At 66.5% G+C, this 25950-nt stretch carries 24 protein-coding genes; 6 read left to right on the top strand and 18 right to left on the bottom strand.

All coding sequences use genetic code 11. The annotated features are described in order from the left end of the window. Positions 1 to 15: 15 nt before the first annotated feature. From A5744_RS04055 to A5744_RS04030, 6 genes are all read right to left on the bottom strand, one after another. A complete protein-coding gene (locus tag A5744_RS04055; RefSeq protein WP_076058621.1) occupies positions 16 to 918 on the bottom strand; it encodes a universal stress protein in 903 nt (300 codons plus the stop codon). 80 nt (positions 919 to 998) lie between these two features. Then, a complete protein-coding gene (locus A5744_RS04050) occupies positions 999 to 2147 on the bottom strand; it encodes a cation:proton antiporter (RefSeq protein WP_076058620.1) in 1149 nt (382 codons plus the stop codon). Positions 2148 to 2174: 27 nt separating this feature from the next. Next, entirely contained in the window at positions 2175 to 3041 is an 867-nt protein-coding gene (locus A5744_RS04045) for a hypothetical protein (protein WP_076058618.1), read from the bottom strand. A gap of 14 nt (positions 3042 to 3055) precedes the next feature. Further along, a complete protein-coding gene (locus A5744_RS04040; RefSeq protein WP_076058733.1) occupies positions 3056 to 4285 on the bottom strand; it encodes an acyl-CoA dehydrogenase family protein in 1230 nt (409 codons plus the stop codon). A gap of 71 nt (positions 4286 to 4356) precedes the next feature. Continuing rightward, on the bottom strand, positions 4357 to 4728 hold the full coding sequence (locus A5744_RS04035; protein WP_205866283.1) for a DUF1801 domain-containing protein: 372 nt from the start codon (positions 4726 to 4728) through the stop codon (positions 4357 to 4359). A gap of 88 nt (positions 4729 to 4816) precedes the next feature. After that, on the bottom strand, positions 4817 to 5788 hold the full coding sequence (locus A5744_RS04030) for an aldo/keto reductase (protein ID WP_076058617.1): 972 nt from the start codon (positions 5786 to 5788) through the stop codon (positions 4817 to 4819). A 65-nt stretch (positions 5789 to 5853) separates the two neighbouring features. Here A5744_RS04030 and A5744_RS04025 point away from each other — a divergent pair, with 65 nt between their 5' ends. Next, a complete protein-coding gene (locus A5744_RS04025) occupies positions 5854 to 7173 on the top strand; it encodes an acyltransferase (protein WP_076058615.1) in 1320 nt (439 codons plus the stop codon). Here A5744_RS04025 and A5744_RS04020 read toward each other — a convergent pair. Next, the gene (locus A5744_RS04020) at positions 7170 to 7814 is read right to left on the bottom strand and encodes a TetR/AcrR family transcriptional regulator (protein ID WP_139329453.1); all 645 of its coding nucleotides are present in this window, start codon (positions 7812 to 7814) and stop codon (positions 7170 to 7172) included. The genes A5744_RS04025 and A5744_RS04020 overlap by 4 nt on opposite strands. A 107-nt stretch (positions 7815 to 7921) precedes the next feature. Between A5744_RS04020 and A5744_RS04015 the strand changes: the two genes are divergently transcribed. Genes A5744_RS04015 through A5744_RS04005 form a run of 3 tightly spaced genes read left to right on the top strand, consistent with a single transcriptional unit; the run spans position 7922 to position 11555 of the window. Beyond that, positions 7922 to 9049 carry a VOC family protein gene (locus A5744_RS04015; RefSeq protein WP_076058612.1) on the top strand — a complete coding sequence of 376 codons (1128 nt, stop codon included), beginning with the start codon at positions 7922 to 7924 and terminating at the stop codon, positions 9047 to 9049. Next, positions 9046 to 9996 (top strand): fumarylacetoacetate hydrolase family protein, encoded by a 951-nt coding sequence (locus A5744_RS04010; RefSeq protein ID WP_076058610.1) that lies wholly within the window; start codon positions 9046 to 9048, stop codon positions 9994 to 9996. Before A5744_RS04015 ends, A5744_RS04010 begins: the two co-directional genes overlap by 4 nt. Then, positions 9993 to 11555, top strand: coding sequence for a bifunctional 3-(3-hydroxy-phenyl)propionate/3-hydroxycinnamic acid hydroxylase (locus tag A5744_RS04005; RefSeq protein ID WP_076058609.1), 1563 nt, complete (start codon positions 9993 to 9995; stop codon positions 11553 to 11555). Before A5744_RS04010 ends, A5744_RS04005 begins: the two co-directional genes overlap by 4 nt. On the opposite strand, the gene A5744_RS04000 is transcribed toward A5744_RS04005, so the two are convergent. Continuing rightward, positions 11497 to 12381, bottom strand: a complete 885-nt coding sequence (locus tag A5744_RS04000; protein ID WP_076058607.1) for a universal stress protein — start codon at positions 12379 to 12381, stop codon at positions 11497 to 11499. The genes A5744_RS04005 and A5744_RS04000 overlap by 59 nt on opposite strands. Before the next feature lie 130 nt (positions 12382 to 12511). On the opposite strand from A5744_RS04000, the gene A5744_RS03995 reads away from it, so the two are divergent. Then, entirely contained in the window at positions 12512 to 13621 is a 1110-nt protein-coding gene (locus tag A5744_RS03995; RefSeq protein ID WP_076058606.1) for a M20/M25/M40 family metallo-hydrolase, read from the top strand. A gap of 7 nt (positions 13622 to 13628) precedes the next feature. On the opposite strand, the gene efeB is transcribed toward A5744_RS03995, so the two are convergent. The 5 genes from efeB to A5744_RS03970 form a co-directional block, all read right to left on the bottom strand. After that, the gene (gene efeB, locus A5744_RS03990) at positions 13629 to 14948 is read right to left on the bottom strand and encodes an iron uptake transporter deferrochelatase/peroxidase subunit (protein ID WP_076058604.1); all 1320 of its coding nucleotides are present in this window, start codon (positions 14946 to 14948) and stop codon (positions 13629 to 13631) included. A gap of 2 nt (positions 14949 to 14950) precedes the next feature. Next, on the bottom strand, positions 14951 to 16126 hold the full coding sequence (efeO, locus tag A5744_RS03985) for an iron uptake system protein EfeO (RefSeq protein WP_170874422.1): 1176 nt from the start codon (positions 16124 to 16126) through the stop codon (positions 14951 to 14953). Between the two features lie 43 nt (positions 16127 to 16169). Continuing rightward, positions 16170 to 17780, bottom strand: a complete 1611-nt coding sequence (gene efeU, locus A5744_RS03980) for an iron uptake transporter permease EfeU (protein WP_076058602.1) — start codon at positions 17778 to 17780, stop codon at positions 16170 to 16172. An 88-nt stretch (positions 17781 to 17868) separates the two neighbouring features. After that, entirely contained in the window at positions 17869 to 18702 is an 834-nt protein-coding gene (locus A5744_RS03975; protein ID WP_076058600.1) for a DUF3097 domain-containing protein, read from the bottom strand. Between the two features lie 58 nt (positions 18703 to 18760). Beyond that, the gene (locus A5744_RS03970) at positions 18761 to 19492 is read right to left on the bottom strand and encodes a TetR/AcrR family transcriptional regulator (RefSeq protein WP_139331228.1); all 732 of its coding nucleotides are present in this window, start codon (positions 19490 to 19492) and stop codon (positions 18761 to 18763) included. On the opposite strand from A5744_RS03970, the gene A5744_RS03965 reads away from it, so the two are divergent. Continuing rightward, positions 19467 to 20759: a nucleotide disphospho-sugar-binding domain-containing protein gene (locus tag A5744_RS03965; protein WP_076058598.1), complete on the top strand. Its 1293-nt coding sequence runs from the start codon at positions 19467 to 19469 to the stop codon at positions 20757 to 20759. The two genes, A5744_RS03970 and A5744_RS03965, sit on opposite strands and share 26 nt — an antisense overlap. Here A5744_RS03965 and ugpC read toward each other — a convergent pair. Genes ugpC through A5744_RS03940 form a run of 5 tightly spaced genes read right to left on the bottom strand, consistent with a single transcriptional unit; the run spans position 20751 to position 25845 of the window. Further along, the gene (gene ugpC, locus A5744_RS03960; protein ID WP_076058597.1) at positions 20751 to 21824 is read right to left on the bottom strand and encodes a sn-glycerol-3-phosphate ABC transporter ATP-binding protein UgpC; all 1074 of its coding nucleotides are present in this window, start codon (positions 21822 to 21824) and stop codon (positions 20751 to 20753) included. The genes A5744_RS03965 and ugpC overlap by 9 nt on opposite strands. Before the next feature lie 3 nt (positions 21825 to 21827). After that, the gene (locus A5744_RS03955; protein ID WP_076058595.1) at positions 21828 to 22670 is read right to left on the bottom strand and encodes a carbohydrate ABC transporter permease; all 843 of its coding nucleotides are present in this window, start codon (positions 22668 to 22670) and stop codon (positions 21828 to 21830) included. After that, a complete protein-coding gene (locus tag A5744_RS03950; RefSeq protein WP_240562960.1) occupies positions 22657 to 23547 on the bottom strand; it encodes a sugar ABC transporter permease in 891 nt (296 codons plus the stop codon). The genes A5744_RS03955 and A5744_RS03950 overlap by 14 nt, the downstream gene beginning before the upstream one ends. 53 nt (positions 23548 to 23600) lie before the next feature. Continuing rightward, positions 23601 to 24923: a sugar ABC transporter substrate-binding protein gene (locus A5744_RS03945; RefSeq protein ID WP_076058591.1), complete on the bottom strand. Its 1323-nt coding sequence runs from the start codon at positions 24921 to 24923 to the stop codon at positions 23601 to 23603. Continuing rightward, complete coding sequence (locus A5744_RS03940) at positions 24913 to 25845, bottom strand: sigma-70 family RNA polymerase sigma factor (RefSeq protein ID WP_076058589.1); 933 nt, start codon at positions 25843 to 25845, stop codon at positions 24913 to 24915. Before A5744_RS03940 ends, A5744_RS03945 begins: the two co-directional genes overlap by 11 nt. Positions 25846 to 25950: the final 105 nt, after the last annotated feature.

The raw sequence follows: 25950 nt of genomic DNA, 5'->3' as shown, positions 1-25950 counted from the left end.
CGAACAGCACCAATGTCAGGGACTAAAGGCCCTCGCGTTATCGCGGACGACAATTACTGGAACTCTTGCCGATTGCGCGACCGCGGAGCTTACCGAGCCCAGCAGCATGCCCCGGAAACCGCCGCGGCCGTGGCTACCGACCACCACCAGCTGAGCGTTCTCGGACTCCTGAAGTAGCCACCGGGAAGGCTTGTCGCAGAACAGCAATCGCTTCACGCCCACATCCGGATACCGTTCTTGCCAGCCCGCGAGACGTTCGGCGAGTACCTCCTGCCCCTTCGCCTCGCTGTCGCGCCAGTCCATCCCCAGCATCGGGAACACCCCGACGTCACTCCACGCGTGCAGCGCGACCAGGTCAACGCCTCGACGGGAGGCCTCATCGAAAGCCAAGGCAGTCGCCGCTTCCGAAGCGGGCGACCCGTCGACACCCAGTAGCACGGGTGCATTCGAATCGGGAATCGCACCGTCATCGGTATGGATGACCGCGACCGGGCAACGGGCATGATGAATCAGACCGGAAGTGACCGAGCCCAGCAGCAGGCGGCCCAACGCGCCCATGCCCTGGCTGCCGACGACGATCATCCAGGCGTCCTTCGAGGCGTCAATCAGCGCCGGAAGGACACCGGAAAACACTATCTGCGTGTGCATCTCGGGCGGTGTGGCCCCTCCGGCGTTGGCGCTCAACGTCTTGCGGGCCTCGTCGATGACATGCTGGCCGTTTTCCTGCTGCCACTCGGTCATGTCTGCATACATCTGCCCCACGGGCCACCCGACGACAACGGGAGGGACAACGTGCATGACCGTGATCGGCAACTGGCGGAGGATGGCCTCGCGGGTGGCCCAAGCCGTGGCGGCGTGAGAGGCCGCAGATCCGTCGACGCAGACCAAGATTCCGTGCTTTGCTGAGCCCTCCGACATTTCGCACTCCTCGACGCCGATTCCGATCGGCCTATTCAGGACATGACGTTATGCCTGCTCTGCGCTTTTCGGAAGGGTCTTTAGGCCCGCAGGTCGCTCTGCCGGCGTGCCGCCAGCACACCGGCGATCGAGGTGGAGGCGATCGTGAGCAGCGCCCCGAACATCAATGCCGACGCTTCGCCGGCGACCAGGAGGTGTTCCTCGGTGCCGATGGTTGCCGCGGCCACCGGCACGCCGAGCTGCGCGGCCGACATCACCGCGAGTGTCATCGGCTGGCCGAGCAGCCTTCCGGCGCAATGCGCGAGCACGGCCCCCAACCCCAGACCTACGCCCAGCAAGATCAGTTTGGGGTGCGCCCCCAGCTCGCGCACCTGCAACGAGGCGCCGAGCCAAACGAAAAACAGCGGGCTGAAGAAACCCTCGGTGATGCCGAAAAGCTGACGCGCCAGTCGATGCGGCTCGCCGACCGAGGCGATCACCAACCCCAACGCGAAACCCGCGAGCATGATCGACACATGGGTGCTGGCGGCCAGCGCCGCCAACGCGAAAAGCAGGACCAGGTTGGTCCGCAATTCCAGCGCGAACCGAGATTTCTCGGAATAGTCGTGCATGCGTGTGCGCCAGCCCCGGCGGTCGACCGCGCGCAGCAGCACAAAGAGCAGCACCGCACACCCCGCGATGGCGAGTCCACCCAGCGCCGCCGTTGGCGCTCGACGGACGTCGATCACCAAGGGCAGCAACACGATACATGCGGCATCCGCGATCGCGATCTGCACGGTGACGGACAGCACGTGGGGCCCCTGTAATCGCAGTGAGTCGATCGCCGGCAAGGCGAGCGCCGCTGATGACGAAGCCATCAGAACCGCATACAGCGCTGCGTGACCTGTGCCGAACACGACCGCTATCCCCACCCCGAGCGCCGCTGCGACCGCGCCGACCAGAGCCGCCCGCGCCAACGCCCGCGGCACCCCTGGGCGCATGTCGGGGTCGCGGATCGGAACATGGGTGCCCACGACGAACATCACCAGTGCGAAGCCGATATTCGCGAACAACTGAAACGTCGGGTTCGCGGAATTGAGGACGCCGAAACCGGTCTTGCCCAGGACGAGGCCCGCGATCAACTCACCGATGACGACCGGAATTCGCAAGTGCGACAGCGACGCCAGCAGTGGACCACCGAAGCCCACGGCGGTCAACAACGCCAGCGTGGCGAAGCCGAACCCGTGCATGCTGGGACACTACCCCGCCCGGCCGGATCAGCTGACGACGTCGAAGACCGCCGCGGCCGAGGTGACGGCCTTGTCGGCGTTACCCTCGTCGTGCAGAAGCATCCGCACGCCGATGCGGCCGGGCCCTCCGACGTGTGCGGTGCCCTGCACACGGAACGGGCCGACCTTGCCGCGCGACATGAACATGACGTGCCAGCTGATGACCTGAACCTTGCGTGTTCCGGCGGCGTCGGCGGCGAGGTCGGTCGCCGCGGTCTCGAGTACGACGTGTTGGGGTCCGATGTGCAGGGCGGCATCCGGTGAGGCGAGTTCGGGGCTCAGCGCGGGCAACACCCAGTGACCGTCGTCGCGCCTGCTGGCGCCGAAGGCTTTCCATAGCGGCGGTAGGTCGGGCGAGTCCTCGATGACCAGCTCGGTGCCCGAGACATCCATCTTGTCCAGGCCTTCGGGCGGTACGCCGATGATCGCCCCCTGGCCCTCGTTGAACGCGATCACCCGGTCTGGATTGTCGGCGTCGACGATCTTGCAGCGCCCGTAGCCCATGGTCCGGCCCTGGTGCACGATGCCGGAGCCCACGATCTCGATTCTCGTCACGTCGTAACCGGGATCGATGATCTGTACCGACGCGATGACCGGGTTGGGCACCGCGACCATGTCGGTCTGACATCCCTCCGGTGACGAAATGGCTAGCGGCGCAACCATGATGCCGCCGGACTCATTGCGCATGTCGCGGCGGATGGTCACGGTGTCATCGGTCTCGCCGAGGTTCATCGACGAGTGGTTGCGCCCGATGTAGCGGTAGCTGAGCAGGCCGGTCCAGCGGCGGTACAGCTCGTCGCGGTATGCATCGGCGTCGTTGGACAACTCTCGGATGTCGCGAAGTTGGTCGCTCACAGTCGCTTGCCTTCCTAAGCTTTGCTCCGCCGCACCTGTTTGAACGGGACACCGCGATCGGCTGCGTACTCGCGCGGAAAGTTCAAGACCCGCTCGCCGATCACGTTGCGCGCCATCTCGGTGGTGCCACCGCCGATGCTGGCGATCTGACGGCCCAGGTAGCGCCGGCCGACGTCGAGCAGCTGAGCCTCGTCCTGGACCGCACCCGACGAACCCGCGACGGCGTAGGCGGTGTCGGTCTCGACATTGTGAACCTCGGCCATGCAGAGCCTGATGATCGATCCGGCGGCCGCAGGCAAAGATCCATCGGCCACGGCGTGGTAGACGTGCTCACTGAGCTGACCGTGCACAGCCCGATGGACCAGGGCCCGGCCGACCATCTCCCGGACGCGCTCGCTATACCCCTGATTAGTCCTGTCGACCAACGAGATCAGGTCGATCGAAACATCTTCGGCCTCAGCGATTCCCGGCCCGGTGGTGTACTCCGAACCGTCGCCCATGGTCCTGCGCTCGTGGTAAAGCTGGCGCGACGCCACCTCCCAGCCTTTGCCAGGTTCCCCGACGACGGCGTCGTCGCCGACATCGACGTCGTCGAGAAACTCCTCGCAGAATTCCACCGATCCGTTGACCTGGCGGATGCGGTTGATGGTGATCCCAGGATGTTTGAGCGGCACCAGGAACATCGTGAGCCCGTCGTGTTTGGGTACGTCCCAATCGGTTCGGGCCAGGCACAGGGCGTAGTCGGCGGCGAACGCCCAGGTGCTCCAGGTCTTGGCGCCGTTGATGGCCCATCGGCCGTCGCGCCGCTCGGCACGGGTGATGACGCCGGCCAGGTCCGAGCCGCCGCTGGGTTCGGACAGCAACTGCACGAGGACCTCGTCGCCTCGCAGCGCCGCGTGAATGTGCGTGCGCTTCTGTTCCTCGCTGCCCATGTCGAGGATCGTTGCGCAGCAAATGGCGAACGACGGCACATTGAGCAGGATCGGGATCTCGTACGCCGCCGACTCGGCGTCGAATGCCTTCTTGTATTGGTAGCTCAGTCCGAGCCCGCCATACTCCCGGGGAAAGCAAATTCCGGCGAATCCGCCGTCGTACAAGGTCTTTTGCAGCTCACGGGCGCGCTGCCAGGATTTCTCTTCGTCGCGCTCGAGAAGCGCCGCCTCGCCCGGGTCGAGGCGCGGCATGTTCTCGGCCAGCCAGGCCCTGGCCCGGCTGCGAAATTCTTCGACGGACTCGGAAGTCAGCGGAGAGGCCTCTCGATCGAGCATCGGTGCTGAGCGACTGTACAGCACGGGTGCGGGGCTGTACAGACCGGCTACGCGCTGTTCAGGTCTACCGCCGCGCGGATGAGTGCCGTCAACGCCTTGTCGTCGATCTGGTCGCCCTCATGGAAGTCGATGGCGCGGCGGGTGTTGCCGTCGAGGCTGGAATTGAAGAGGCCCGCGGGATCCGGGAGCGAGGCGCCCTTGGCGAAGGTCATCTTCACGACGTTCTTGTACGTCTCGCCGGTGCAGATCATCCCGTCGTGATACCAAACCGGGACGCCTCGCCACTTCCACTCCTCGACCACGTCGGGATCGGCCTGCTTGATCAATTTTCTGATGTGGGCGAGGGTTTCGCCGCGCCAGTCGCCGAGTTCCTCGATTCTGGCGTCGATCAGTTTGGAGGGAGAGTCCGCCACTGCCATACCTTTCTGATGTCGTAACGAAAACGTCGCTTTGGTAGAACTGGTGCGGCGCAACATGACTCGCACGTCCGCGCTTCGTCGCCACCCACTAGCGGTCGATCCAACCCATCTGCGCCTCGGCGTGATGACCGCCGACGGCCGGGGTTAGCCGGTCGAGCCTCGCCACCTGTTCGGGGGTGAGCTCGACCGTGTCCGCAGCGGCATTCTCCTCGAGGCGGGCCACGCGTTTAGTGCCCGGGATGGGCACGATGTCAGGGCCTTTCGCGAGCAGCCAGGCCAACGCGACCTGAGCCGGAGTGGCGCCGACATCGGCGCTGATATCGCGCAACTCGTCGGCGCTGTTGAGGTTGTGCTGGAAATTCTCGTCGAAGAATCGGGGGTTGGTCTTGCGGTAGTCGCTGTCGGGCAGCTCCTCCGTGGAGCGGATCGCGCCGGTGAGGAACCCACGGCCCAGCGGCGAGTACGCAACGAATCCGATGCCCAGTTCGCGCAGGACGTCGAGCACCCCCTCCTCGGGGTCACGGGTCCAAAGGGAGTATTCGGATTGCACGGCGGTGAGGGGATGCACGGCGTGCGCTCGGCGGATGGTGTTCACGCCGACTTCGGAAAGCCCGATGTGCCGGATCTTTCCGGCGGCCACCAGCTCGGCCAATGCCCCGATCGTGTCTTCGATCGGCGTGCCGCGATCGAGGCGGTGTTGGTAGTACAGGTCGATGTGGTCGGTCCCCAGCCGTTGCAGGGAACCATCCACGGCGATGCGGATATTGGCGGGGCTGCTGTCCAGGCCGTCGCGGCCCGTGTGCGAGATCAAGCCGAACTTGGTGGCCAGCACAACTTGATCTCGCCGGCCCGACAGCCCGCGTGCGACGAGTTCCTCGTTGACGTAAGGGCCGTAGACCTCGGCGGTGTCGATCAGCGTGACGCCAAGATCGATGGCGCGGTGAATGGTCCGGATCGACTCGGCGTCGTCAAAGCCACCGATCGAATAGGCGGCGGACATACCCATCGCACCCAAGCCGATACGGCCGACCTGTAAGTCGCCCAGCTGAGCCTGTTCCACACGTTCTCCTGTCATTCGGCCGGGTACCGTGGCGCTGTGCACCGCGTCGAGCTTCCCGCGATCTGATGGACCACGCAAACACCGCGCGGCCCACCCGCAACCTGGCGGTGGATTTCTACCGGGTCTCCGGCGTCGTCCTGATTGTGCTCGGGCACTGGCTGGCCGGATCGGTGACCTACCGCGACGGGCAGTTCGGCCGGCAGAACCCCCTCGTCGACATGCCGTGGACCCAGTGGCTGACCTGGCCGTTCCAGGCGGTCCCGACGTTCTTCCTGGCGGCCGGCTACGCCGGCGCGGTGTCTTGGGCGCATCGCCACGACGCTGACGGTATGCCTCGCCCGATCTGGCTTCGCCACCGGCTGGCTCGAGTTCTGGGGCCGACGGCGATCTACGCCGCGCTGGTGTCGGCGATTGTCGTGGTCGCGGACGCCAACCACGTCGCAGGCTCATTGCTGGAATACGCCGGCTGGGCGGTGGCCATGCATTTGTGGTTCCTCGCCGTATACGTGATAGTGGTCTCGCTGACGCCGATTGCCATTGCCGCACAACGCCGTTGGGGTCTTCGAGTACCTGCGGCGCTCGCGGTGGGAATCGCGGCGGTGGACGTGATATCGATCGGCGGTCACATGCCGTACGTCGGCTGGCTGAACTACTTGTTGGCTTGGGGAGCCCTGTACCAACTCGGAATCAGTTGGCACGACCGGCAATTGAGCACTCGCGGCGCCGCGGCGCTCGGAGCCGGGTCGGCGGTCGCGCTGGCACTTCTGATTTGGCTGAAACTTTACCCGGTGAGCATGATCGGCGTTCCCGGACAAACCATTGACAATACGACGCCGCCCACCGTGGCGCTCCTCGCGTTCGGCTGCGCACAGACAGGCGTGGCGATGGCCCTTGCGCCCGTGCTCAATCGAGCGTTGCGCGCCGGCCCCGTCCGTCGCGTGCTGTCGATCGCCAACAACAACGTGATGGCGCTGTACCTGTGGCACATGATCCCCGTCGTGATCGTCGCGGTCGTCGGCTATCCGGCCGGACTGTTGCCGCAGCCGCCCGAAGGAACGGCGGACTGGTGGCTGGCCAGGCTGGAGTGGGTCGTCATCCTCGGCCTGGTGACCGCCGCCGAGCTGGTGCTGCTGTGGTGGGGCCGGCGGCTTTTCGCCGCGCCGCTCCCGACGTTCGGGATACCGCTTTCCGACCGATGGGGCGAACCGGTCATGCTGGCCGGTGCCGCCATGGCAGCGTATGGCTTGGCATTCGTCGCGGCGAAGGGTTTCGCCCCCGATGGGCATCTGCCGTGGGTGACCGCGCTGATCTTCGCCGTCGGAGTCACCCTGGTCGCGCTTCGACCCGCGAAAGTCGGGCTGCGGTCAGTGGATTCCGCTACCTAGGCCTCGGCGAATGTGCCCTCGGGCAGCGGGCGTTGGCACACGTCGTGCGCCTCCTCGGCGCTCAGCCCGAAGAGCCGCAGCACATTCTCGGTAACCGTGTCGGCGGCCCGCGCGTCGTCACGACTCGGGTCGTCACGCAACAACTTTCCGAGCCCGAGCAGAGCGCCGCCGGCCATGGCGAGGGCCAGTTCGGGGTCGTCGATATGGAACCTGCCCGCCTCGACCCCGGCTTTGATGTCCCGCAACGCCCGCGGCGCCAGGCCGCGTTCCGACGACAACAGCGCCGGCACGCTGGCCAGCAAGATCTCGCTCTCCTGAGGGCGCTGACGGAAGAGCCGCCCGGTCAGCCGGAAGCTGGCGGCAAACGTTTCGGCGGGGTCGTCGATCGACGCGGTGAGCCGGTCGAGCATCGCCCCATGGGCGTCGAGCACGTCGGCGACCGCGGCCTCGAACAGCTGCTCCTTGCTGTCGAAATGGTTGTAGAAGGAACCCATGCCGACGTCGGCGGCCTGGGTGATCTCCAAGACCGGGACGTTGACCCGTCCCTCGGCGATCAACCGCTGCGCGGCCTTGACCAGCGCCGTCCTGGTGCGTTGCTTGCGCCGCTCTAGGCGATTGGGCGACTCGGAATCGTCGGGCATCGCGCTCATGGGTAGCAGTATGCATCACTTTTGAGGATTTCGTCAGAACCCTTGACTGAACGTTGACTCGTATGTGACGATTTCGTCAGTTAGAGGGATGGTCAATCATGCAGACGCAAAGCGCCCACCGGGACCTGCACAGTGAGCAGGGCGCATTACCCGGCGAACACCCCGGCCGCTCGCGCAACCCGGTGATCAAAATCGCCGATATTGCCTGGCTGGAATTCGAGAAGCCCGACCTGACGCGCGCCGAGGCGTTCGCGCGGGCCTTCGGCTTTCACGCCGTACACCACGGTCCGGACGAGGTTCAGCTGCGCGGCACCGATGCCGGAGCACCGTGTGTGATCGTGCGCCGCGGGGAGCGGACGCGATTCACCGGAGCGGCGTTTCGGGCCGCCGATGAGGCCGACGTGCTGCGGCTGGCCCACAAATCCGGCGCCACCGCGCAGGCGCTGCCCGAAACCCTCGGCGGCCTGTCGGTCAACCTCATCGATCCCAGTGGGATGCCGGTGCGGGTCGTCGCCGGCATGCACGAACTGCCGGAGCTAGCCGGCCAGCCGCCGCACGTGTTCAACTTCGGGCATGACGTGCAGCGCACCAACGCCGGTCAGCGCCCCCCACGTGCGCCCGCTCGAGTGCAGCGCCTGGGCCATCTGGTGGTGCAGTCGACCAAGTACCTCCAGACGCTGAACTGGTATCTGGACAACCTGGGGATGATCGTCAGCGACTTCCTGTTCTTCCCCGGCCAGCGCGGACGCGGACCGGCCCTGAGCTTCATTCGCTGCGATCGGGGATCCGCACCGGCAGATCACCACACGCTGGCGCTTGCGCTGGGTCCGGCCAACCGCTACGTGCACTCGGCCTACCAAGTCAGCGACCTCGACGCCCTGGCGGCCGGCGGCGAATACCTCAGGGAGCGCGGCTATTTCCGCTCCTGGGGCATCGGCAGGCACATTCAGGGCAGCCAGATCTTCGACTACTGGCGCGATCCCGATGGCTTCCTGGTCGAGCACTTCGCCGACGGCGACATGTTCGACAACACCCTCGACCCGGGTTGGGCGCCCTTCACCGCGTCCGGGTTGGCACAGTGGGGGCCGCCGGTAAGTAGAGACTTCCTCGGGACCGGGTTCAAATCGGCCCGCCACGAACTGGTTTCGATGATCACCGCGCTTCGCGACAGCAACGAGTTCGACGTCAGCCGCCTCTTCGGACTCCTGAAGGTAGCCACCTCATGACCGTCTCCCTCCTGCACACCGCTTCTGAAACCGGCCATGCATGGTGGCGCAAAACACCGAACGGCGCGGTGAAAATCGACACCGCCGCGACCACGACCGCGCAGCTGCTGGCCGACCGCGCGGCGATCGATGCGGCCGCCGCCAGCGCGGACACCGTCGCCGTCGACAGCCTCGAGCTGATCTCCCCGGTGACCCGGCCGTGCCGAGTTGTGGCCCAGATGACCAACTTTGCGTCGCATGTCAAGGATGCGGGCATGGACCCGGCGACGGTTCCGCTGACCTTCTTTCGCAAGGCGTCGGCGTCGATCAACGGTCCGTTCGACGACATCGTCAAACCGGCACACGTGAAGCTCCTCGACTACGAGGTGGAGATCGGGCTGGTGATCGGGCGCGCAATCCCGGTCGGCACAACAATTTCCGAAGCCAACCTCGCCGACTTCATCGCCGGACTGGTCGTCACCAACGATGTTTCCGCGCGCGACATACAGCTTCCGCAGACGCAGTTCTATGAGGCCAAGTCCTATCCGACGTTCACCCCGGTCGGGCCGGAGTTGGTGCTGCTGACCGCCGACGAGCTCAGCCGGTTCGGCGAGCTGCGGCTGCGCCTGAGCGTCAGCGGCGAGGAGCGGCAGAATGCCCTCGTCGACGGGGACATGCTGTATCGACCGCTGCAGGCGCTGCAGTCGCTCACCCAATTCCAGGAGCTCGCCGCCGGCGACCTTATCCTTACTGGCACCCCGGTCGGCACCGCGCTGAGCGCCCCGCCCAAGCCGGTGGAGATCATCGGGAATCTGTTGCCGCCGGCGATCAAGTGGAAGGCGTTTTTCAAACGTCAGGCCGCCAACCCGAAATATCTGGGGCACGGCGACATCGTGGAGGCGTCCGTGTCCACCGACGACGGCGCCATCGACCTCGGTACGCAGCGCAGCGCTGTTCGATTCGCGTGACCGACAAGGCCATTCGGCACGTTCCGGTTGTCATAGTCGGCGCCGGGCCGACCGGCGTCACCGCGGCCACGCTGCTGGCCCAATACGGCGTGGAATGCCTCGTCCTGGACCGCTGGCCCGGCGTATACCCGCAACCCCGCGCCGTGCACCTCGATGACGAAATCTACCGCGTCATCGCCCGTTTGGGGATCGCTGACGAGTTCGCGGCGATTTCACGACCCACGCTGGGGCTGCGATTGCTGGACAATCGATTCCGGGTGCTCGCCGAGTTCAACCGCGACACGTCGGACAGCCTCAATGGCTTCCCGCAGGCGAACATGTTCGACCAGCCGGAGTTGGAGGGCCTGCTGCGGGCAAACCTCGAGCGCTTTCCGCAGGCGCAATTGCGGGGGAACACCGAGGTGACCGAGGTGACGGATAACGGAAGGTACGTGCGGGTCACGTTCGCCGACCGCTCCGACGGGCAGGTTCACCACGTCGACGCCGCGTATCTGCTGGGCTGCGATGGCGCCAACAGCATGGTGCGGGCGCAGATCGGCTCGGTCATGCACGATTTGAAGTTCGAACAGCGCTGGCTCGTCGCCGACGTCGCCGCCGCGGCCGACCTACACCAGTGGGAGGGCGTGCATCAAGTCTGCGACCCGGTTCGCGCGGGAACGTACATGCGCATCGGGCCGGCGCGGTACCGCTGGGAGTTCCAGTTGCTGGCCGGCGAAAGTGCCGACGATTTCGGCACTCTGGAGACATTGCGGCCGCTGATCGCGCCGTGGATCGCCGACGTCGACGACGGCGACCTGACCCTGCTGCGCGTCACCGAGTACACCTTCCGCGCCCAAATCGCCGATCGGTGGCGCCGCGGGAACATCTTCATCCTGGGCGACGCGGCGCATCTCACTCCCCCATTCATCGGCCAGGGCATGGGCGCGGGGTTGCGGGATGCCATGAACCTCGCCTGGAAGATCGCCGGGGTTTTGAACGGCACGCTCGCGGCGCACGTCCTGGACAGCTACGAAAAGGAGCGTAAACCGCACGCCCGGGCCATGATTCGGCTGGCGCTCACGGTCGGCCGGTCGATGACCGGCGGCGGTCGGCTGGGCAACCTGGTGCGCCGCGCGGTGCTGCCCCGGCTGCGACTGGTCCCGGGGCTGCGCGAAAAGGTCGTCGACTCCACCACGCCGGCATTGCACTCTTCCGCCCTGGTGCCCAAGGGCCACCGGCCGGGTGAGCTGGCCGGCACGCTGTGCCCGAATCCCGTTCTGCCCGATGGTCATCGGCTCGACGACGCCGTTGGTGCCGGTTTCGCCGTGATCACGTCCACTCCGCCGGGCACTGACTTAGCAGCATCGCTGCGGCAGCGCGGGGTCGTCGTCGTGGTCGCTCAACCCGGCGGTGTGCTCGCGACGTGGCTGCGGCGTGGGCATGCCACCGCCGCCATCGTCCGTCCCGACCGAACGGTCATGCGCGCCGGGCGTGACGTTGCCGCGCTGTGCGCATGGACGCTCACGACGGTCGGGCGACGATCAACGGCCTCCGAACCGAGTGCAGGACTGCGTTGCTGACCGAACCCAGCATGCCGGCCAAGCCGCCGCGGCCGTGGCTACCCACTACGACAAGCTGAGCGGATTCCGACTTCTCGACGAGTTGTCGCGCCGGCCGGTCGCGCACCACCAGCCGGTGCACCGCCACGTCGGGATAGCGTTCCTGCCAGCCCGCCAGGTTTTCGGCGAGGCTGCGTTCCGCCTCGGCTTCCACGCTCGCCCAATCCATTCCGGCGACGTCCAACACCGCAACGTCGCTCCATGCCTGCAGGGCCATCAGGTCAACGCCCCGGCGAGACGCCTCGTCGAACGCGATCGCCGTCGCGAGTTCGGAGGCCGGCGAGCCGTCGATGCCCACCAGCACGGGGGCGTTCTGGGGGTCGGGTATCAACTGATCTTCGTCGCGGATGACCGCGACGGGACAATTCGCGTGGCGCACCACTGCCGAACTGACCGAGCCGAGCACGCCGCGGGCCAGCAATCCGCGCCCGGAATTGCCCACGACGATCAGCTCCGCCTCATCGGACATCTTGATCAGCGCGGGCACCGGGGCCGAATACACCAACTCCCGGTTGATCGTGACCTTGCGGTCCACGGGCATCGAATCTTCGGCGATTTTGGCCGCGTGCATGACGGCCCTTTTGCCCTCGTCCTCCAGCCCCACGGCCAACGACTCGGGGTATGGAACCGGCGGCCAGCTCACGGTGGGCGTCACCACCGCATGCACCAACGTCAGGGAAACATTCCTTAGCGCGGCGTCACGGGCCGCCCAGCACGCGGCGGCGTTCGATGCGGGTGAACCGTCGACCGCGACGACGATGCCGCGCGGTTTCACAGGTGCGGACATTTCGTGCTCCTCTCGTCACGAGCGACGCTATAGACCGAAGTAGGTGCCGGGCGTGAGGCTTTAGTCCTCAACGACGGGGACAAAGGGCTTCCGTGGCCGATACCGTTGCCAGTGACACGAGGGGAACCGGATGGAACACCACGAGCAGTCCACCGACGGCCTGTTGCAGGAGCTGTTGTGGACGTACGGGCCGTGCGGCCAGGAAGACACGGTGCGCAACGTGTGCGCCCGCGAACTCCAACCCGTCGTGGACGACATGTGGATCGACGACGCCGGCAACCTGGTCGGCTACCTCGGCGCCACCGAGGGCCTCCCCGAAGGCGCGGCACACCGGACCGCCGCGACGGCGGGGCCGGCCGCCGCGACGCGGGTCATGGCGCACATGGACGAGTTGTCCATGATCGTCAAGCGCATCGAGTCCGACGGCACGCTGCACGTGACGCAATTGGGGACGATGTATCCCGGCAACTTCGGGCTTGGCCCGGTCGCCGTGCTCGGCGACCACGAGACGTTCACCGCGGTGCTGACGCTCGGGTCCGAGCACACCACGAAGGAGAGCCCGCGGATCTGGGAGACCAAACCCGATCAAGGCGACAAGGCACTCGACTGGCAGCACGTGTACATCTTCACCGGGCGCAGTCCCGATGAGCTGGATGCCGCGGGGGTGCACGCCGGCACCCGCGTGTGCGTGGAGCGAAGCAAGAGGACGCTGGTCAAGATCGGGGACTACGTCGGTTGCTACTTCCTCGACGACCGCGCCGCGGTCACCGCCCTGCTGCGCGCCGCCCGCCTGCTTCGCGATCGCAGCCAACGACCCGCCCACGACGCCTATTTCGTGTTCACCACCAACGAGGAGATCGGTGGCGTGGGCGGCTCCTACGCCAGCGCGTCACTGCCCGGCACCCTCACACTCGCCCTCGAGGTCGGGCCTACCGAGCGGGAGTACGGGACGAGCGTCGCCGGCGGTCCGATCGTCGGGTACAGCGATGCTTTGTGTGTTTACGACAAGGACGTCGCCGACCGGCTGATGAGGATCGCCGCCGACCGGGAACTGGCGCCCCAGGCGGCCGCGCTGGGCGCATTCGAGTCGGACGCCTCGCACGCGAAGGCCAACGGGCTGACACCGCGGGCGGGGCTGCTGTGCCTGCCCACGCTGAGCACCCACGGTTTCGAAGTCGTGCGGCGCGATGCCATCGGCGACATGGCTGCGATCGTCGTCGACTTCCTGCTGCAGCCGTGAATGTTGTTCAGCTGAACAGACTTTGGGCGATGTAGTGGCCCTCGGCGGGTGCGGGTGGCACCGCGAAGATCGCCGAGCCGATGTGGCGGATGTACTCGTTGAGTAGGTCGTTGGCCCCGAGACGGTTCTGCAGGCGGACGAAATGCTGTGGATCGTTCTGATAGGAGACGAACAACAAACCGGCGTTGAGTTGACCGTTGGCGTCGAGGCCGTCGGTGTAGTTGTAGGACCTCCGGCGGATCATGATGCCGTCGTTGTTTTCCCGGGCGGCCAAACCGATGTGCGACCGCGGGTCGATGAGCGGTTCGCCGTCGGCGCCCTTGGCGCTGAAATTCGGCGTGTCGAACTCGGCCTTGCCGCTGAGCGGCGCGCCCTCCTCTTTGGTACGGCCGAAGATCTTCTGCTGATTACCGACGCGGTCGACGTCCCAGGTCTCCATCAGCATCCGGATTTTGCGGACGACCTGATAGGTGCCCCCGTTCATCCAGGCCTGGTCGCTGTTGTCGATCCAGACGAAGCGGTCGTACTCCGCCTGGGTGGTGATGTTGCGGGTACCGTCCTTGAATCCCAACAGGTTTCGGGGCGTGTGCTGGCCGGGGCCGGCCGAGGCTCGGCCGAACCCCAGCACCGCCCAGAACGGCGACACGATGTTGCGCCCGAGGCGGGCGAGGTTGCGCACGGCGTGGTAGCAGACCTGCGGGTCGTCGGCGCAGGCTTGCACCGACAGGTCGCCCCCATGCAGGCGGGGATCCAGGTTGTCGCCGTTGAGCGGGGGCAGTTCGGTGAACACGGCGGGACGCCGCGCGCCGAGCCCGAAGCGTTCCCCGAACAGGGACGGCCCCAAACCGACGGTGACGGTGAGGCTGGCCGGGCTCAGCCCGTAGGCCTCCCCGGTGTCGGTGGGCGGCTGCACCTCGACCTGGGGCTGCACGGTGCCGACGGGATTGCCCTGCTGCAGGACCGCGGCCGCCGCCGACCAGCGCGCCAGCAGGCTTTGTAGATCTCGACGGCTGGCGCTGTCGGCCAGCGAGAAGGACATGAAAACCGCGTAACGCTGTGGGAGCGTGGCGATTCCGCCTTGGTGAGTCTGGCCGTAGAAGCGGTAGCTGCGGCGCAGGTCGACGGTGTCGTTGTCGTCGTCGCGCTGTGTGGCCGCGGTCGCGTAGCCGGCGAACCCGCCCCCGACGGCGCCGACCGCGGTGCCGGTAAGCCCGGCCAGCATTGCACCGCCCAGCATGCGCCGGCGCGATACGCCGCTGTTGTCCACCGGCGACTCGACGTCATTGCCCGCCGCGGAGGCGGATTCGGCTTGCTCGTCGTCCGCCATGGTCAGCCCGCCGAGACGACTTTTTGGGCGACGGTGGACAAGCTCTGGTGCAGCGGCTGGGTCACCGCCGTGAGTTTGGTTGCGTCGCTGGCCCGCAGCGCCGGTGTGTACGTCCGATAGCCGCCCAACGCGGACGGGTCGCGATAGCCATCCAAGACGTTGCGCACCGCCTGGAACTGCTGATCGATCTGGTTGACCAGATTGGCGTCGATCTTCTCCAGACCCGGCCGCAGCGACGCGTAGGCCTGTTGAGCGCCTTCGACGTTGCCCGAAAAATCGACCAGGTCGATGTGGCTGAAGGCCTCCTCCTCGCCGGTGATCTTGGTGTTCTGCACCTCTTCGATGAGGTCGCTGGCGCCGTTGGCCAAATCCTCGGGCTTGTATTGGAGGGTGGCGACGGTGGTGTTCAATTTGCTTACGTTGGCGACCAATTCGGTGCTGAACGCCTTTGTGCCCGGGGTGATCGCGCCGCCCTGCCACAGGTCGCGTTCGATGGCGTGGAAGCCCTTCCATCCGACTTTGGCGTCGACGGGGGTCGACTCACGCATGTCGATCAGATAGTCGAGGTTGCCGGCGTTGTCGCCGACGGCAAAGCCCGGCAGGACGAAGCCCTCCACGCTGGCTTCCGATCGCTCCCAGAACAGTCGCGCCTTGGCGTAGGCCGCTTTCGCGGCATCGACGTTGCCCGATTGCACTGCGGCGTCGAGTGCCTTCACGCCGTCGCCGAGTTGACCGATCTGGCTGACGATGTAGGCGGCGTAGTCCTTGGTGCCCTGGCTGAGGATGGTTGCCACCGTCCCCGTCGGTGTCGCCGGCGCTTGGCCCGTCACCGTCAGGGTTTGATATTCGGCGCTGGCGCCGGGGCAATACAGCTGATAGGAGCCGCCGTCCAGCGTGATGGTGAACGACACCGGATCCAGGCCGGGAGCGAGGTTTTCCTTTTCGCCCACGATGCGCTGGTCCCTGAGTAACTCCATTTCGGTGATCGCCGGCGCGCCGGTGTTGACCACCGTGAAGGTGACCGGCCCGGCGGGCACGCTGGTGGTGTCCAGCGCACAGCCGTCCTTGCCGCCATTGTTGGCCATCGTCACCTTGACCGCGTTCTTGCCGCCAGGTTGCCCCGGTTTCGCGGGGCTCGAGCTACCGCTCGAGTGGCCACACGCGGTCGCGAAGAACAGCGAGGCCGCGACGGCGAGCAAAGCCGGTGCGGTCAGCCAGAATTCACGAGACCGGCACCGTGCCCGGACGGTGTGATTCACCATCGATGGATCTCCTCTCCCCTTCGGTTCCGGCGCGGTCACTGCGTCCCGAAACTACCGCGCCCAGGGCGCACGCCACCGCGAATACGCCCAGCACCAGCGGAAGCCAGACTCTCCAGAGTTGCCGCTCGTCGCGCTCACGCGCGGCGGCCGAGATGCGCGCCGCCATCGCCTGGTCTTCGGCACTCGCCGTGGACCAATCGGTGGGCAATGCGCCGACGCTCACGGTCTTCGGGCCGGCGAGCCCGCCGCCGGTGAGCACCGCGGTGCGATTGCTGGCGGCTTGGGCGCTCACAACCGAATCACCTTGGGCCAGAGCCGTATACACGGTGCTGGCGGCCCACTGCGCTTGGAAGGGGCCCGGGGTGCGGGCCAGCGTCACGCCCACGGGCAGCCGCCCACCGGTCAGACTCGACAACTCCTCCAGCGTGACCGTCGGGGAGCTGGGGCCGGGGTCGGCGGGAACCGTCGCCTGCCACGCCTGCACCGTGACCCCGCCCACGGTCTGGACACCGGCCGCGCCGAGTTCGACGCTGCGGGGACCGTCCCCGCCCGTAATTGCCAGCGAGCGGCCGCCGGGTTTGGACAGCAGCGACACGCTCGCGGTGTGACCGAGACGGTCGGTGACGGCGCGGGTCCGCGTTCCGGCGGCGGAGCCACCCGCGGGCACCGCGATTGCCAGCAGCGCGGCGGCGACGAACAGGGCCGCGGACGCGGCGGCCAACAGTCGACGCCGGATTCGGGGCGCGGCGGTGAGCCGGGCCGGCCACAGGAACGCGACGAGGACCGCGACCGCATAGAGCAGCCAGCCGAGCACCTCGATCAGCCGGGGATCGGGCGGCAGCCCGAACACCCCGGTGATCAGCGCACCCAGCATGGATTGGCTGGGCATCCACGCCGAGAAGTCGAACACCTGTTGCTGGCCGATGGTCACCCAGCCGGCCTCGTGCGCGGTGCGCAGGCCCCCCATCACCAACCCGGCGGCGATCAATACCAAAAACACCCCGGTGACGCGGAAGAACCGGCCGAGATTGAGTTTCAAACCACCGAAGTAGAGGCCGACGCCGAGCCCGATCGATACCGCGATTCCGGCCGCGCCGCCCAGCACGGAGAACCACCGGTTGCCGTGCGACGTCTCGGCGGCCGCCAGCAGGAACACCGATGTCTCGAAGCCCTCCTTGAGCACGGCGAGGAAGGCCATGACCACCAGCGCCAGCGCGCCGCCCCGGTTGAGCGCCTGACGGGCCTCACGCTCGAGCTCGCCCTTGAGCCGCGGGGCGTTGCGGTTCATCCAGATGATCATCGAGGTCACGAACACCACCGCGATGGCGTTGATGACCGTTTCCATCATTTCTTGTTGAGCCTGCGGCAGGGTCGCCGAAACCAGATCCAACCCGACGCCAACCGCGACGCTGATCGCCACGGCCAGGCCGACACCGATGAACATCGGGCGCGTCGACTGACCGTTGCGCTTGAGGAAGGCCCCAACGATGCTCACGATGAGCGTCGCCTCCAGACCTTCACGCAGGCCGATGAGGAAGGTGCCTATGAAAACGCCGTATATCCCCTGCATTCACCCGGTTCCTGTCCCGCCAATCGGGAGCCCCAAGTTAGCGTAGCCTAACTAACCGCCTCCGTTAAGCGGGGGGTTTACCCGGCTGTTACGGCCCGGCAGGCTGCGTCACAAAGTCGATGAGTTCTTCGACTCGGCTGATCAGCGCCGGCTCCAGGTCGTTCCAGTCCCGCACGCGCGAACGGATGCGTCGCCACGCGCGGGCGATGTCCGCCTGGTTGGCATGCGGCAAGCCGAGCGCCTGGCATGCGCCGTGCTTCCACTCGACGTGCCGCGGCACCGTCGGCCAAGCCCGCAGGCCGAGCCGCTGCGGCTTTACCGCCTGCCATATGTCGACGTAGGGGTGCCCGACGACCAGCGTGTGCGAGCCGCCGGGCCCACGGCGCACCGCGTCGGCGATGCGCGCCTCTTTCGAGCCCGCCACGAGGTGGTCGACGAGTACGCCCAGCCGGCGTCCCGGCCCGGGCTCGAATTCGGTCACGATGCTCACCAGGTCATCCACCCCGCCGAGGTGTTCCACGACGACACCTTCGATCCGCAAGTCCTCGCCCCACACCTGTGCGATGAGTTCGGCGTCGTGGCGCCCCTCAACGTAGATCCGGCTGGCGCGCGCGGTCCGGGCCCGGACGCCGGGCACCGCGACCGATCCCGACGCCGTCCTACCCGCGGCGGTGGGTGTCGGCCGCCGTGGCGCCGTGAGGATCACCGGGCGGCCTTCGAGTAGATACCCGGGGCCCAACGGGAATCCGCGGGTGTGGCCGTGCCGGTCCTCCAGCTCGAGGCGGCCGTATTCGACGCGGACCACTGCCCCGACATAGCCGGTCTCTACATCCTCAACGACCAGCCCCAGCTCGGCCGGGTGCTCGGTCGAGCGAGGCTTGCGCCGGCGAGCGGCGAGAACATCGGGTCCGTAGCGATCCACGCGGCAATATTAGAAAGCCTTGCGGCCAAACATCATTACGGCGCGCCAGAACTGACCGTCAAGTTGCTTGTGGCGAACTGAAAACGGTTTCGGCCAGCATGCGGCGAAGCCATCCCCGGTAGGCTTTCACGCTCCATCCGTCGTGGTGGGTCATCCGCAGATAGGTGTCAACGCTGCAGAGCACCGCGCCCGTTTCGACGATTTCGTCGAACGGAATGTCGACCCGAAGCCATCCGCGGTCACGGCACACGTCCAGTACCCGCCGGATCTGCAGGTTGATGCTCGCAATGAGGTCGTTGAGGTGCCGATCCAACTCGGGGTCGGTGCTCGCACCGCCGATGAGCGCCAGACCCAGGTGTGCGCTCCGTTCGTGTGTTTCCGTTGCGAAAGCGACTATGAGATCCAGCGTTTCCTCGCGGTCATCACTTGCCAGCAGTTTGCGGCCGATATCGAGATCGAAGATGCTTTCCTCGCCACTCACGCCTAGTCCGGCGTACTCGACGGCGGCGATCAGCAGGGCGGCCTTCGGTCCGTGTGCCTGAACGGTTTCGGCCGACACACCGGCCGCCGCGGCGATTTTCGCGAGGGTCGTTCGCGCGTAACCGTCGGTGGTAAACAGCTGCGCCGCGGCCGCAACGACCCGCGACCGCGTCGCCTGCGCCTGCTGTTGACGCAGCTCAGATCGATACACACGGGGCTGCTGTATTGACTTGGGTGACATAGTAATGAATACTACCAGGTTGTAGCCGAAGAAGGGCGGTGCCATGTCCTCCGTCATCATCGCCAGCATCCCGGCGCACGGGCATGTGACGCCATTGCTGACCGTCGCCGAGAACTTCGTCAAGCGCGGCGACGACGTGCGATTCGTTACGGGCTCACGCTTCGCCGACAAGGTCGCCGCCACGGGTGCGCGCCATGTGCCGCTGCCCCCAGAGGCCGACTTCGACGACCGGAACCTCTTCGAGCGCTTCCCCGAGCGCGCCCGATTGAAGGGCGTCAAATCGATCGGCTTCGATATCGAACACTTCTTTTGCCGACCCGCCAAGGCGCAATACGGCACCGTCGTCGCCGCCATTGCGGCGCAACCCGCCGACGTCGTGCTCGCCGAGCAGAATTTTCTCGGGGCCGCGCTCTTGCTCGGCCACCAGCGTGCCGCGCGCCCAGCGGTCGTCATCTGTGGCGTCATTCCGCTGTGCATCGAGAGCCGCGACATCGCCCCCTTCGGCTTCGGCCTGCCGCCGGCCCGTTTTCTCAACCGTCAGCGCAACTTCGCGCTGGGTATTCTGCAACGCCGAATCCTGCGTGGGGGCAACCAGATAATCAACGACCTGCACAGGGAGGTGCACGGCAAAGACATGCCGGGCGGGTTTACGGGTTGGCACCGCCGCGCCGACGGCTTCGTCCAGTTTTCCGTTCCCTCTTTCGAGTACCCCCGGTCCGATGCACCCCCCACCCTTCACTTCGCCGGCCCGCTGTGCGCCACCGGCTCGCGCGCTCCGCTACCGGAGTGGTGGTCTGACTTGGACGCAACCCGGCCCGTCATCCACGTCACCCAAGGCACCGCCGCCAACACCGACTACGAGCAAGCCATCGCGCCGACGATGCGCGCGCTTGCCGACGATGACGTCCTCGTCGTAGTCGCGACGGGTGGTCGCCCGCTGGACACGCTGCCCCCGCTGCCGGCGAACGCCCGCGCTGCGATGTTCCTGCCGTACGACGAATTGATCCCTCGCACTGCGGTGTACGTGACCAATGGCGGCTATGGAGGGGTCCACTACGCCTTACGCTACGGCGTGCCGATCGTCGCCACCGGCGGCAAGGAAGACAAACCTGAGGTCGGCGCGCGCGTTGCATGGTCCGGCGTCGGGCGGCGCATCAGAAGCGAACGACCCACACCGCGTGCCCTACGCCGCGACATTCTCGCCGTCCTTAATCAACCGCGGTACCGGCAGGCCAGCCAGCTTGTTGCGGCCGACCTGGCTGCGGCCCCGGGTTTTTCGTGCTTGGCCGGCGTCGTTGACCGATTGATCGGTGACTCTGCGCGGGCATCAACCTGAGATTCGATGGCCTTCGACGCCGAAGAAGTGCAGGTGCCCCGGTTCCGGATGCAGGCGCACGCGGCTACCCTTCTCGGGCGGGTGACGCCCGTCGGCGCGCGCCACGATGGGCCGGTCGATTACCTTGCCCGAACCCGTGATTCGGCCATACAGGTAGGCGTCGGCCCCGAGCTCCTCAACCACGTCGACCTCCATCTCGACACCAAGGTTGCCCAGCTCGAAGTGTTCGGGACGAACCCCGACGACGACCTCGTCCGCGGCGTCGGTGATCTCGCGCGGTAGCCGAATCGGCCAATCCCCCAGCGACACCGACGAGTCCACGACCGGAAGCGTGAACAGGTTCATCGCCGGTGACCCGATGAATCCCGCAACGAAGACGTTGCCGGGATTGCGGTAAAGCTCACGGGGCGTGGCGAACTGCTGCAGCACGCCGTCGCACAGCACCGCGACGCGATCGCCCATGGTCATGGCCTCGACCTGGTCGTGGGTGACGTACACGGTAGTGGTCTCGAGCCGTCGCTGCAGCGCGGCGATCTGATTGCGGGTCTGCACCCGCAGCTTCGCGTCGAGATTGGACAGCGGCTCGTCCATCAGGAACACCTGGGGGCGGCGCACGATCGCACGCCCCATTGCCACCCGCTGGCGCTGCCCACCGGAAAGATCCTTGGGTTTCCGATCCAGATAGGGTTGCAGGTCAAGCAGTTTCGCCGCCGCCAACACCCGCTCGCGGATCTCGGCCTTGGGGGTTTTGGAGATCTTCAGCGCAAAGCCCATGTTCTGCGCAACCGTCATGTGCGGGTAGAGGGCGTAATTCTGGAAAACCATCGCGACATCGCGATCCTTGGGATCGACATGGGTGACGTCGCGATCGCCGATCCGGATCCGCCCGGAGTCCAGGGTCTCCAGGCCCGCCACCATCCGCAGCGAGGTCGTCTTTCCGCATCCGGATGGTCCGACCAGCACGACGAACTCGCCGTCGCCGACGGCCAGCTCGAGGCCATCCAGGGCCGGCCGATCCGCGCCCGGAAACCGCCGCGTCGCGCCCTCGAAAGTCACTGAAGCCATGCGCTATCCACCGAGCCCGGTGACGGCGATACCGCGCACGAAGGAACGCTGCGCGATCGCATAGATGAGGACAAGCGGCACCATGATCAGCATCGAGGTTGCCATGATTATCGGCCAGCGGGCTACATATTCGCCGCGCAGCCGGACCAGGCCGAGCGTCAGCGTCGCCAGGCTGTTGCGCTGCAGCATCAGCAGCGGCCACAAGAAGTCATTCCACACGTTGACCCACGTGAGCACCGCGAGCACCATCACCGCCGGCCGCGCATGCGGCAGCAGAATCCGCCAGTAGATCTGCCACGGCGAGCAACCGTCCAGGATCGCGGCCTCCTCGAGATCGGTTGGCAGCGTTCGGAAGAACTGCCGCATCAGATAGGTGCCGAAGGCGCTGCCGAACAGGCCCGGCACGATCATCGCCCACGGCGTGTCCACCCAACCGAAGGTTCGCATCAGAATGAATTGCGGGATCACCGTCACGGTCAGCGGCACCATCAGCGTGCCCAGGTACAAGACGAACAGCGTGTCGCGGCCGCGGAACTGCAGTCGCGCGAACGCGTAGCCGGCCAACGAGCAGAAGAACACCTGCCCGGCCGTGACGCACCCCGCGTACAACACGGTGTTGAAGAACATCCGCCCGAACGGCATCAGCGAGAACACCTCGGTGTAGTTGGACCACCGCGGGTGGGCCGGCAACAGTGTCGGCTCGGTGACCTCGCCTTCGCGCTTCAACGAACCCGACACCGCCCAGGCGATCGGAAACAGCCAACACCATGCGATGCCGATCAGGGCGGTGTAGACCAGTAGCGCGCGAAGGACATTGCGCTTGAACACGCGATCAGCCGAGACCACTGGAAGCCTCCCGTGAGCGCTGCTGGGTGAGCCGCAACTGAAACACGGTCACCACCAACAGGATCGCGAACATCACCCACGCCAGTGCCGACGCATAGCCGAATTCCAGGAACGAAAACGCATGCTGAAACAGCATGATGCCCAGCACATAGGTGGCGGTCTCCGGACCGCCGTTCGCGCCGTTGAGGACGTAGACCAGGTCAAAAGCCTGAAACGCGTGGATGATCGAGATGACCAACACGAACGACATCGCCCCGCGGATCAGCGGTACGGTGATGGACACGAACTGCCGGATCTCCCCCGCGCCGTCGATTTTGGCCGCCTCGTACATGGTTTCCGGAACCCCCTGCATGGCGGCCAGCAAGATGACCGTCGCAAAGGGCACGCTGCGCCAGACGCTGACCATGCACAGCGAGAACATCGCCCACCGGGGGTCGACCAGCCACGGGATGGGGCCGATCCCGATCCAGCCGAGCATGATGTTGAGCAGCCCGTTGTCGGTGTTGAAGACAAACTGCCACACGACAGCCATCACCACCGACGAGATGGCCAGCGGCATGAAGACGATCGTCCGAAAGATGCCGATGCCCTTGACCTTTCGGTTCAGCACGCCGGCGACGACGAGGCTGATAAGCAGGGTCGGCACGACGGTCCCCAGGGTGAAGATCACCGTGTTGCGGATCGCGATCAAAAACAGTGGGTCCGAGGTGAAGAGGTCTTCGAAGTTCTTCGTTCCCACGAATTTTGGCGGCCGGAAGACGTCCCAGCTCTGGAAGCTCATGTACAGCGAGAACCCGAGCGGAAACAGCATGAACACCGCGACGGCGGCCAGGTTGGGTGCGACGAACAAGCGACCGGCCCACGCGCGGCGTCGCATGGGGCGGGGGCCGTTGGGGCGTTTCGCGTCAGCCGGCGCGGAGTCGACCGATGTCATGGTGTGCGCAACACCTCGTCGAGGGCGCCCGACATCCCCGCCAGCGATGCCGCCGGACGGGATCCGCGCAGCACGGGCCCGAAGTTGCGGTCCATCAGGGCGGCGACCTTTTCCCAGGCCGGGGTGACCGGCAGCGCCTCCGACTGCGCCGGCCCCTCGGTCAGCACGGCCAGGTTGCCGACCCGCTGGTGGGCATCGGCGAATCCCCTCGAGTCGAGCGCGGACCGCAGCACCGGGACGAAAAGGGACGACTCGGCGATCAATGCCTGGCCCACGGGACCGGTCGCGAACTTGACGAACTCCCAGGCCTGCTCCTTACGTTGACTGCTCGCCGAGATGGCCAGCCCGGTGGTGCCGATGTCGGAGGCGGCCGGCCGGCCCTGGCGGCGCGGTCCGACGGGTAGCGGCGCCACGTCGAAATCCAGGCCGTCGGCTCGCATGAACGTCTGGTACCTCCAGTGGCCGCCGAGCGCGATCGCCGCCTTTCCCGCGGCAAACAGATCGGGTGTCGACATCGACTGCACCTCGGACGCGTTGGGCGCCACCCGGTGCCGGTTTGCCAGGTCGGCGTAGAACTGGACCGCCTCGATGAACGCCTCATCGTCGAAATTGAAGTGGTTCGGATTCATGCGCGGGGTGGCCCACGGCACGCCGTTGTTGATCGCGAACAACCCGGCCGAGTAGAACGAAACCCAGGTGTTGACGAAGCCCCACTGGCTGGTGCGGCCCGAACCGTTGCGCTTGGTCAGAGCCTGTGCGGTGGCAAGGAATTCGGTGAAATTCCACGGCTGCTCCCATGTTCGCGGCGGCGCGGGCACACCGGCCTCGGCGAAGAGCCGTCTGTTGTAGAACAGGTAGTTCCCCGACCATTGCTCCGGGAATGCGTATTGTCCGCCGTTGAACGTGAACGTCTCATACAGCGCCTCGATGCTGTCGGACTTAAGTTGCGCGGCAAAAGCCGGATCCCGCGCCAGCAGAGTGCCGAGATCCAGCAACACCCCCCGGTTGGCGAGCTCCGCGTAAGTCAGTTCCCAGGCCATCAGCACGTCGGGGCACTTGCCACCGGCGCAGAACGTCGAAAGCTGCTGCATCACGCCCGGCGCCGACAACACCGCTCGAACCTTGATGTCGGGATGGCGGCGCTGGAATTCGTCGACGATGCGCATCCGGGCATCACGCTCGTCCGGATTGGCCGAGAAGAAGAAGGTCAACGCGTCGTCGTCGTCGGCGCAGCCGGCGGGCCACGGGGCCAGCGCCGCCGCGGTGAGCGCACCGGCGCCGCGCAGCAGACTCCGCCGTCCGATCGGCCTATCGAGCATGGTGCTCCCGATCTTGCCCCGTAACCGGCCACCGCGGCAGTGCGAGAACGGCCCGGCGCAGGCCCTCGGCGTCGCCGCTGATGTCGATCGTGTGAATGCGGTCGTCGCTTCCGATCCCGATCCGCAGCATGATCTGCGGACGCCCGTGCGGCGCGATCACGACGCCCGGGGCGCCGTCGACGAGCATGACGACACCAGCCCGCGCGCGCAGGGCGAAGCGACGGGTCTCCTCGGCCACCTCCCGTGCGCCACGCACCTCGGTCGGCACGTCGCCGGGAACCAGCGTCGGATCGACCCGGCGGAGCACGCCGGGTGCGAGCAACTCGAGCAATTTCGCGATATCGCCGCCGCGGGAGGCGGCCAGGAATGCCTCCACGATCTCGACGTGCTTCTCCACGCGCCGAGGTTCGGCGGGCGCGTAGCCCAGCAGTCGGGCGCGGGCCCGACTTGCCAGCTTCTTCGCGGCGGCCGGCGACCGCTCCAGGACATCCGCGATCGTCTCGAACGGCATGGCGAACACGTCGTGCAGCACAAAGGCAACGCGCTGGGCCGGTGAGAGTCGGTCGAGCACGATCAGCAGCGCGCGACTCACCGAGTCGGCAAGCAGCGCGTCCGCGTCGGCTGGCGCCGAACCGGTCCCCGCCAGCCGGTCCAGGTCATCGGCGTCGGCCAGCGGTTGTTCGCCGCGCCGCTTGCGCGCCCGCAGCTGGTCGAGCGCCTCATGCGCGGTGATCGTCGTGAACCAGCCGGTGAGGTTCTGGACGGCGCCGAAATCCGAACGACTGGCTTTGAGCCAGGCCGACTGCACCGCGTCGTCGGCGTCGGCGGCCGAGCCGAGCAGCTGAAACGCGACCGACCTTAGATGCCGGCGATCCGCGTCGAAGCGTTGCGCGAGATCCTCGAGCCTTTCCGGAGCGCTCAAAAGGTCACCTTTTCCGCATGGGAGTCGTCAAGCAGATGACCACATCCATCGAACCCTCTGTCGCAAAGGAGACCCAGCACCATGACCCTACCGATTGTGCGCCGC

The sequence above is a fragment of the Mycobacterium sp. IS-1264 genome (assembly GCF_001954195.1).
Classification (GTDB): Bacteria; Actinomycetota; Actinomycetes; order Mycobacteriales; family Mycobacteriaceae; genus Mycobacterium.
The sequence above is the reverse complement of the archived record's forward strand: the minus strand, read 5'-3'. Positions and strand labels throughout refer to the sequence as shown.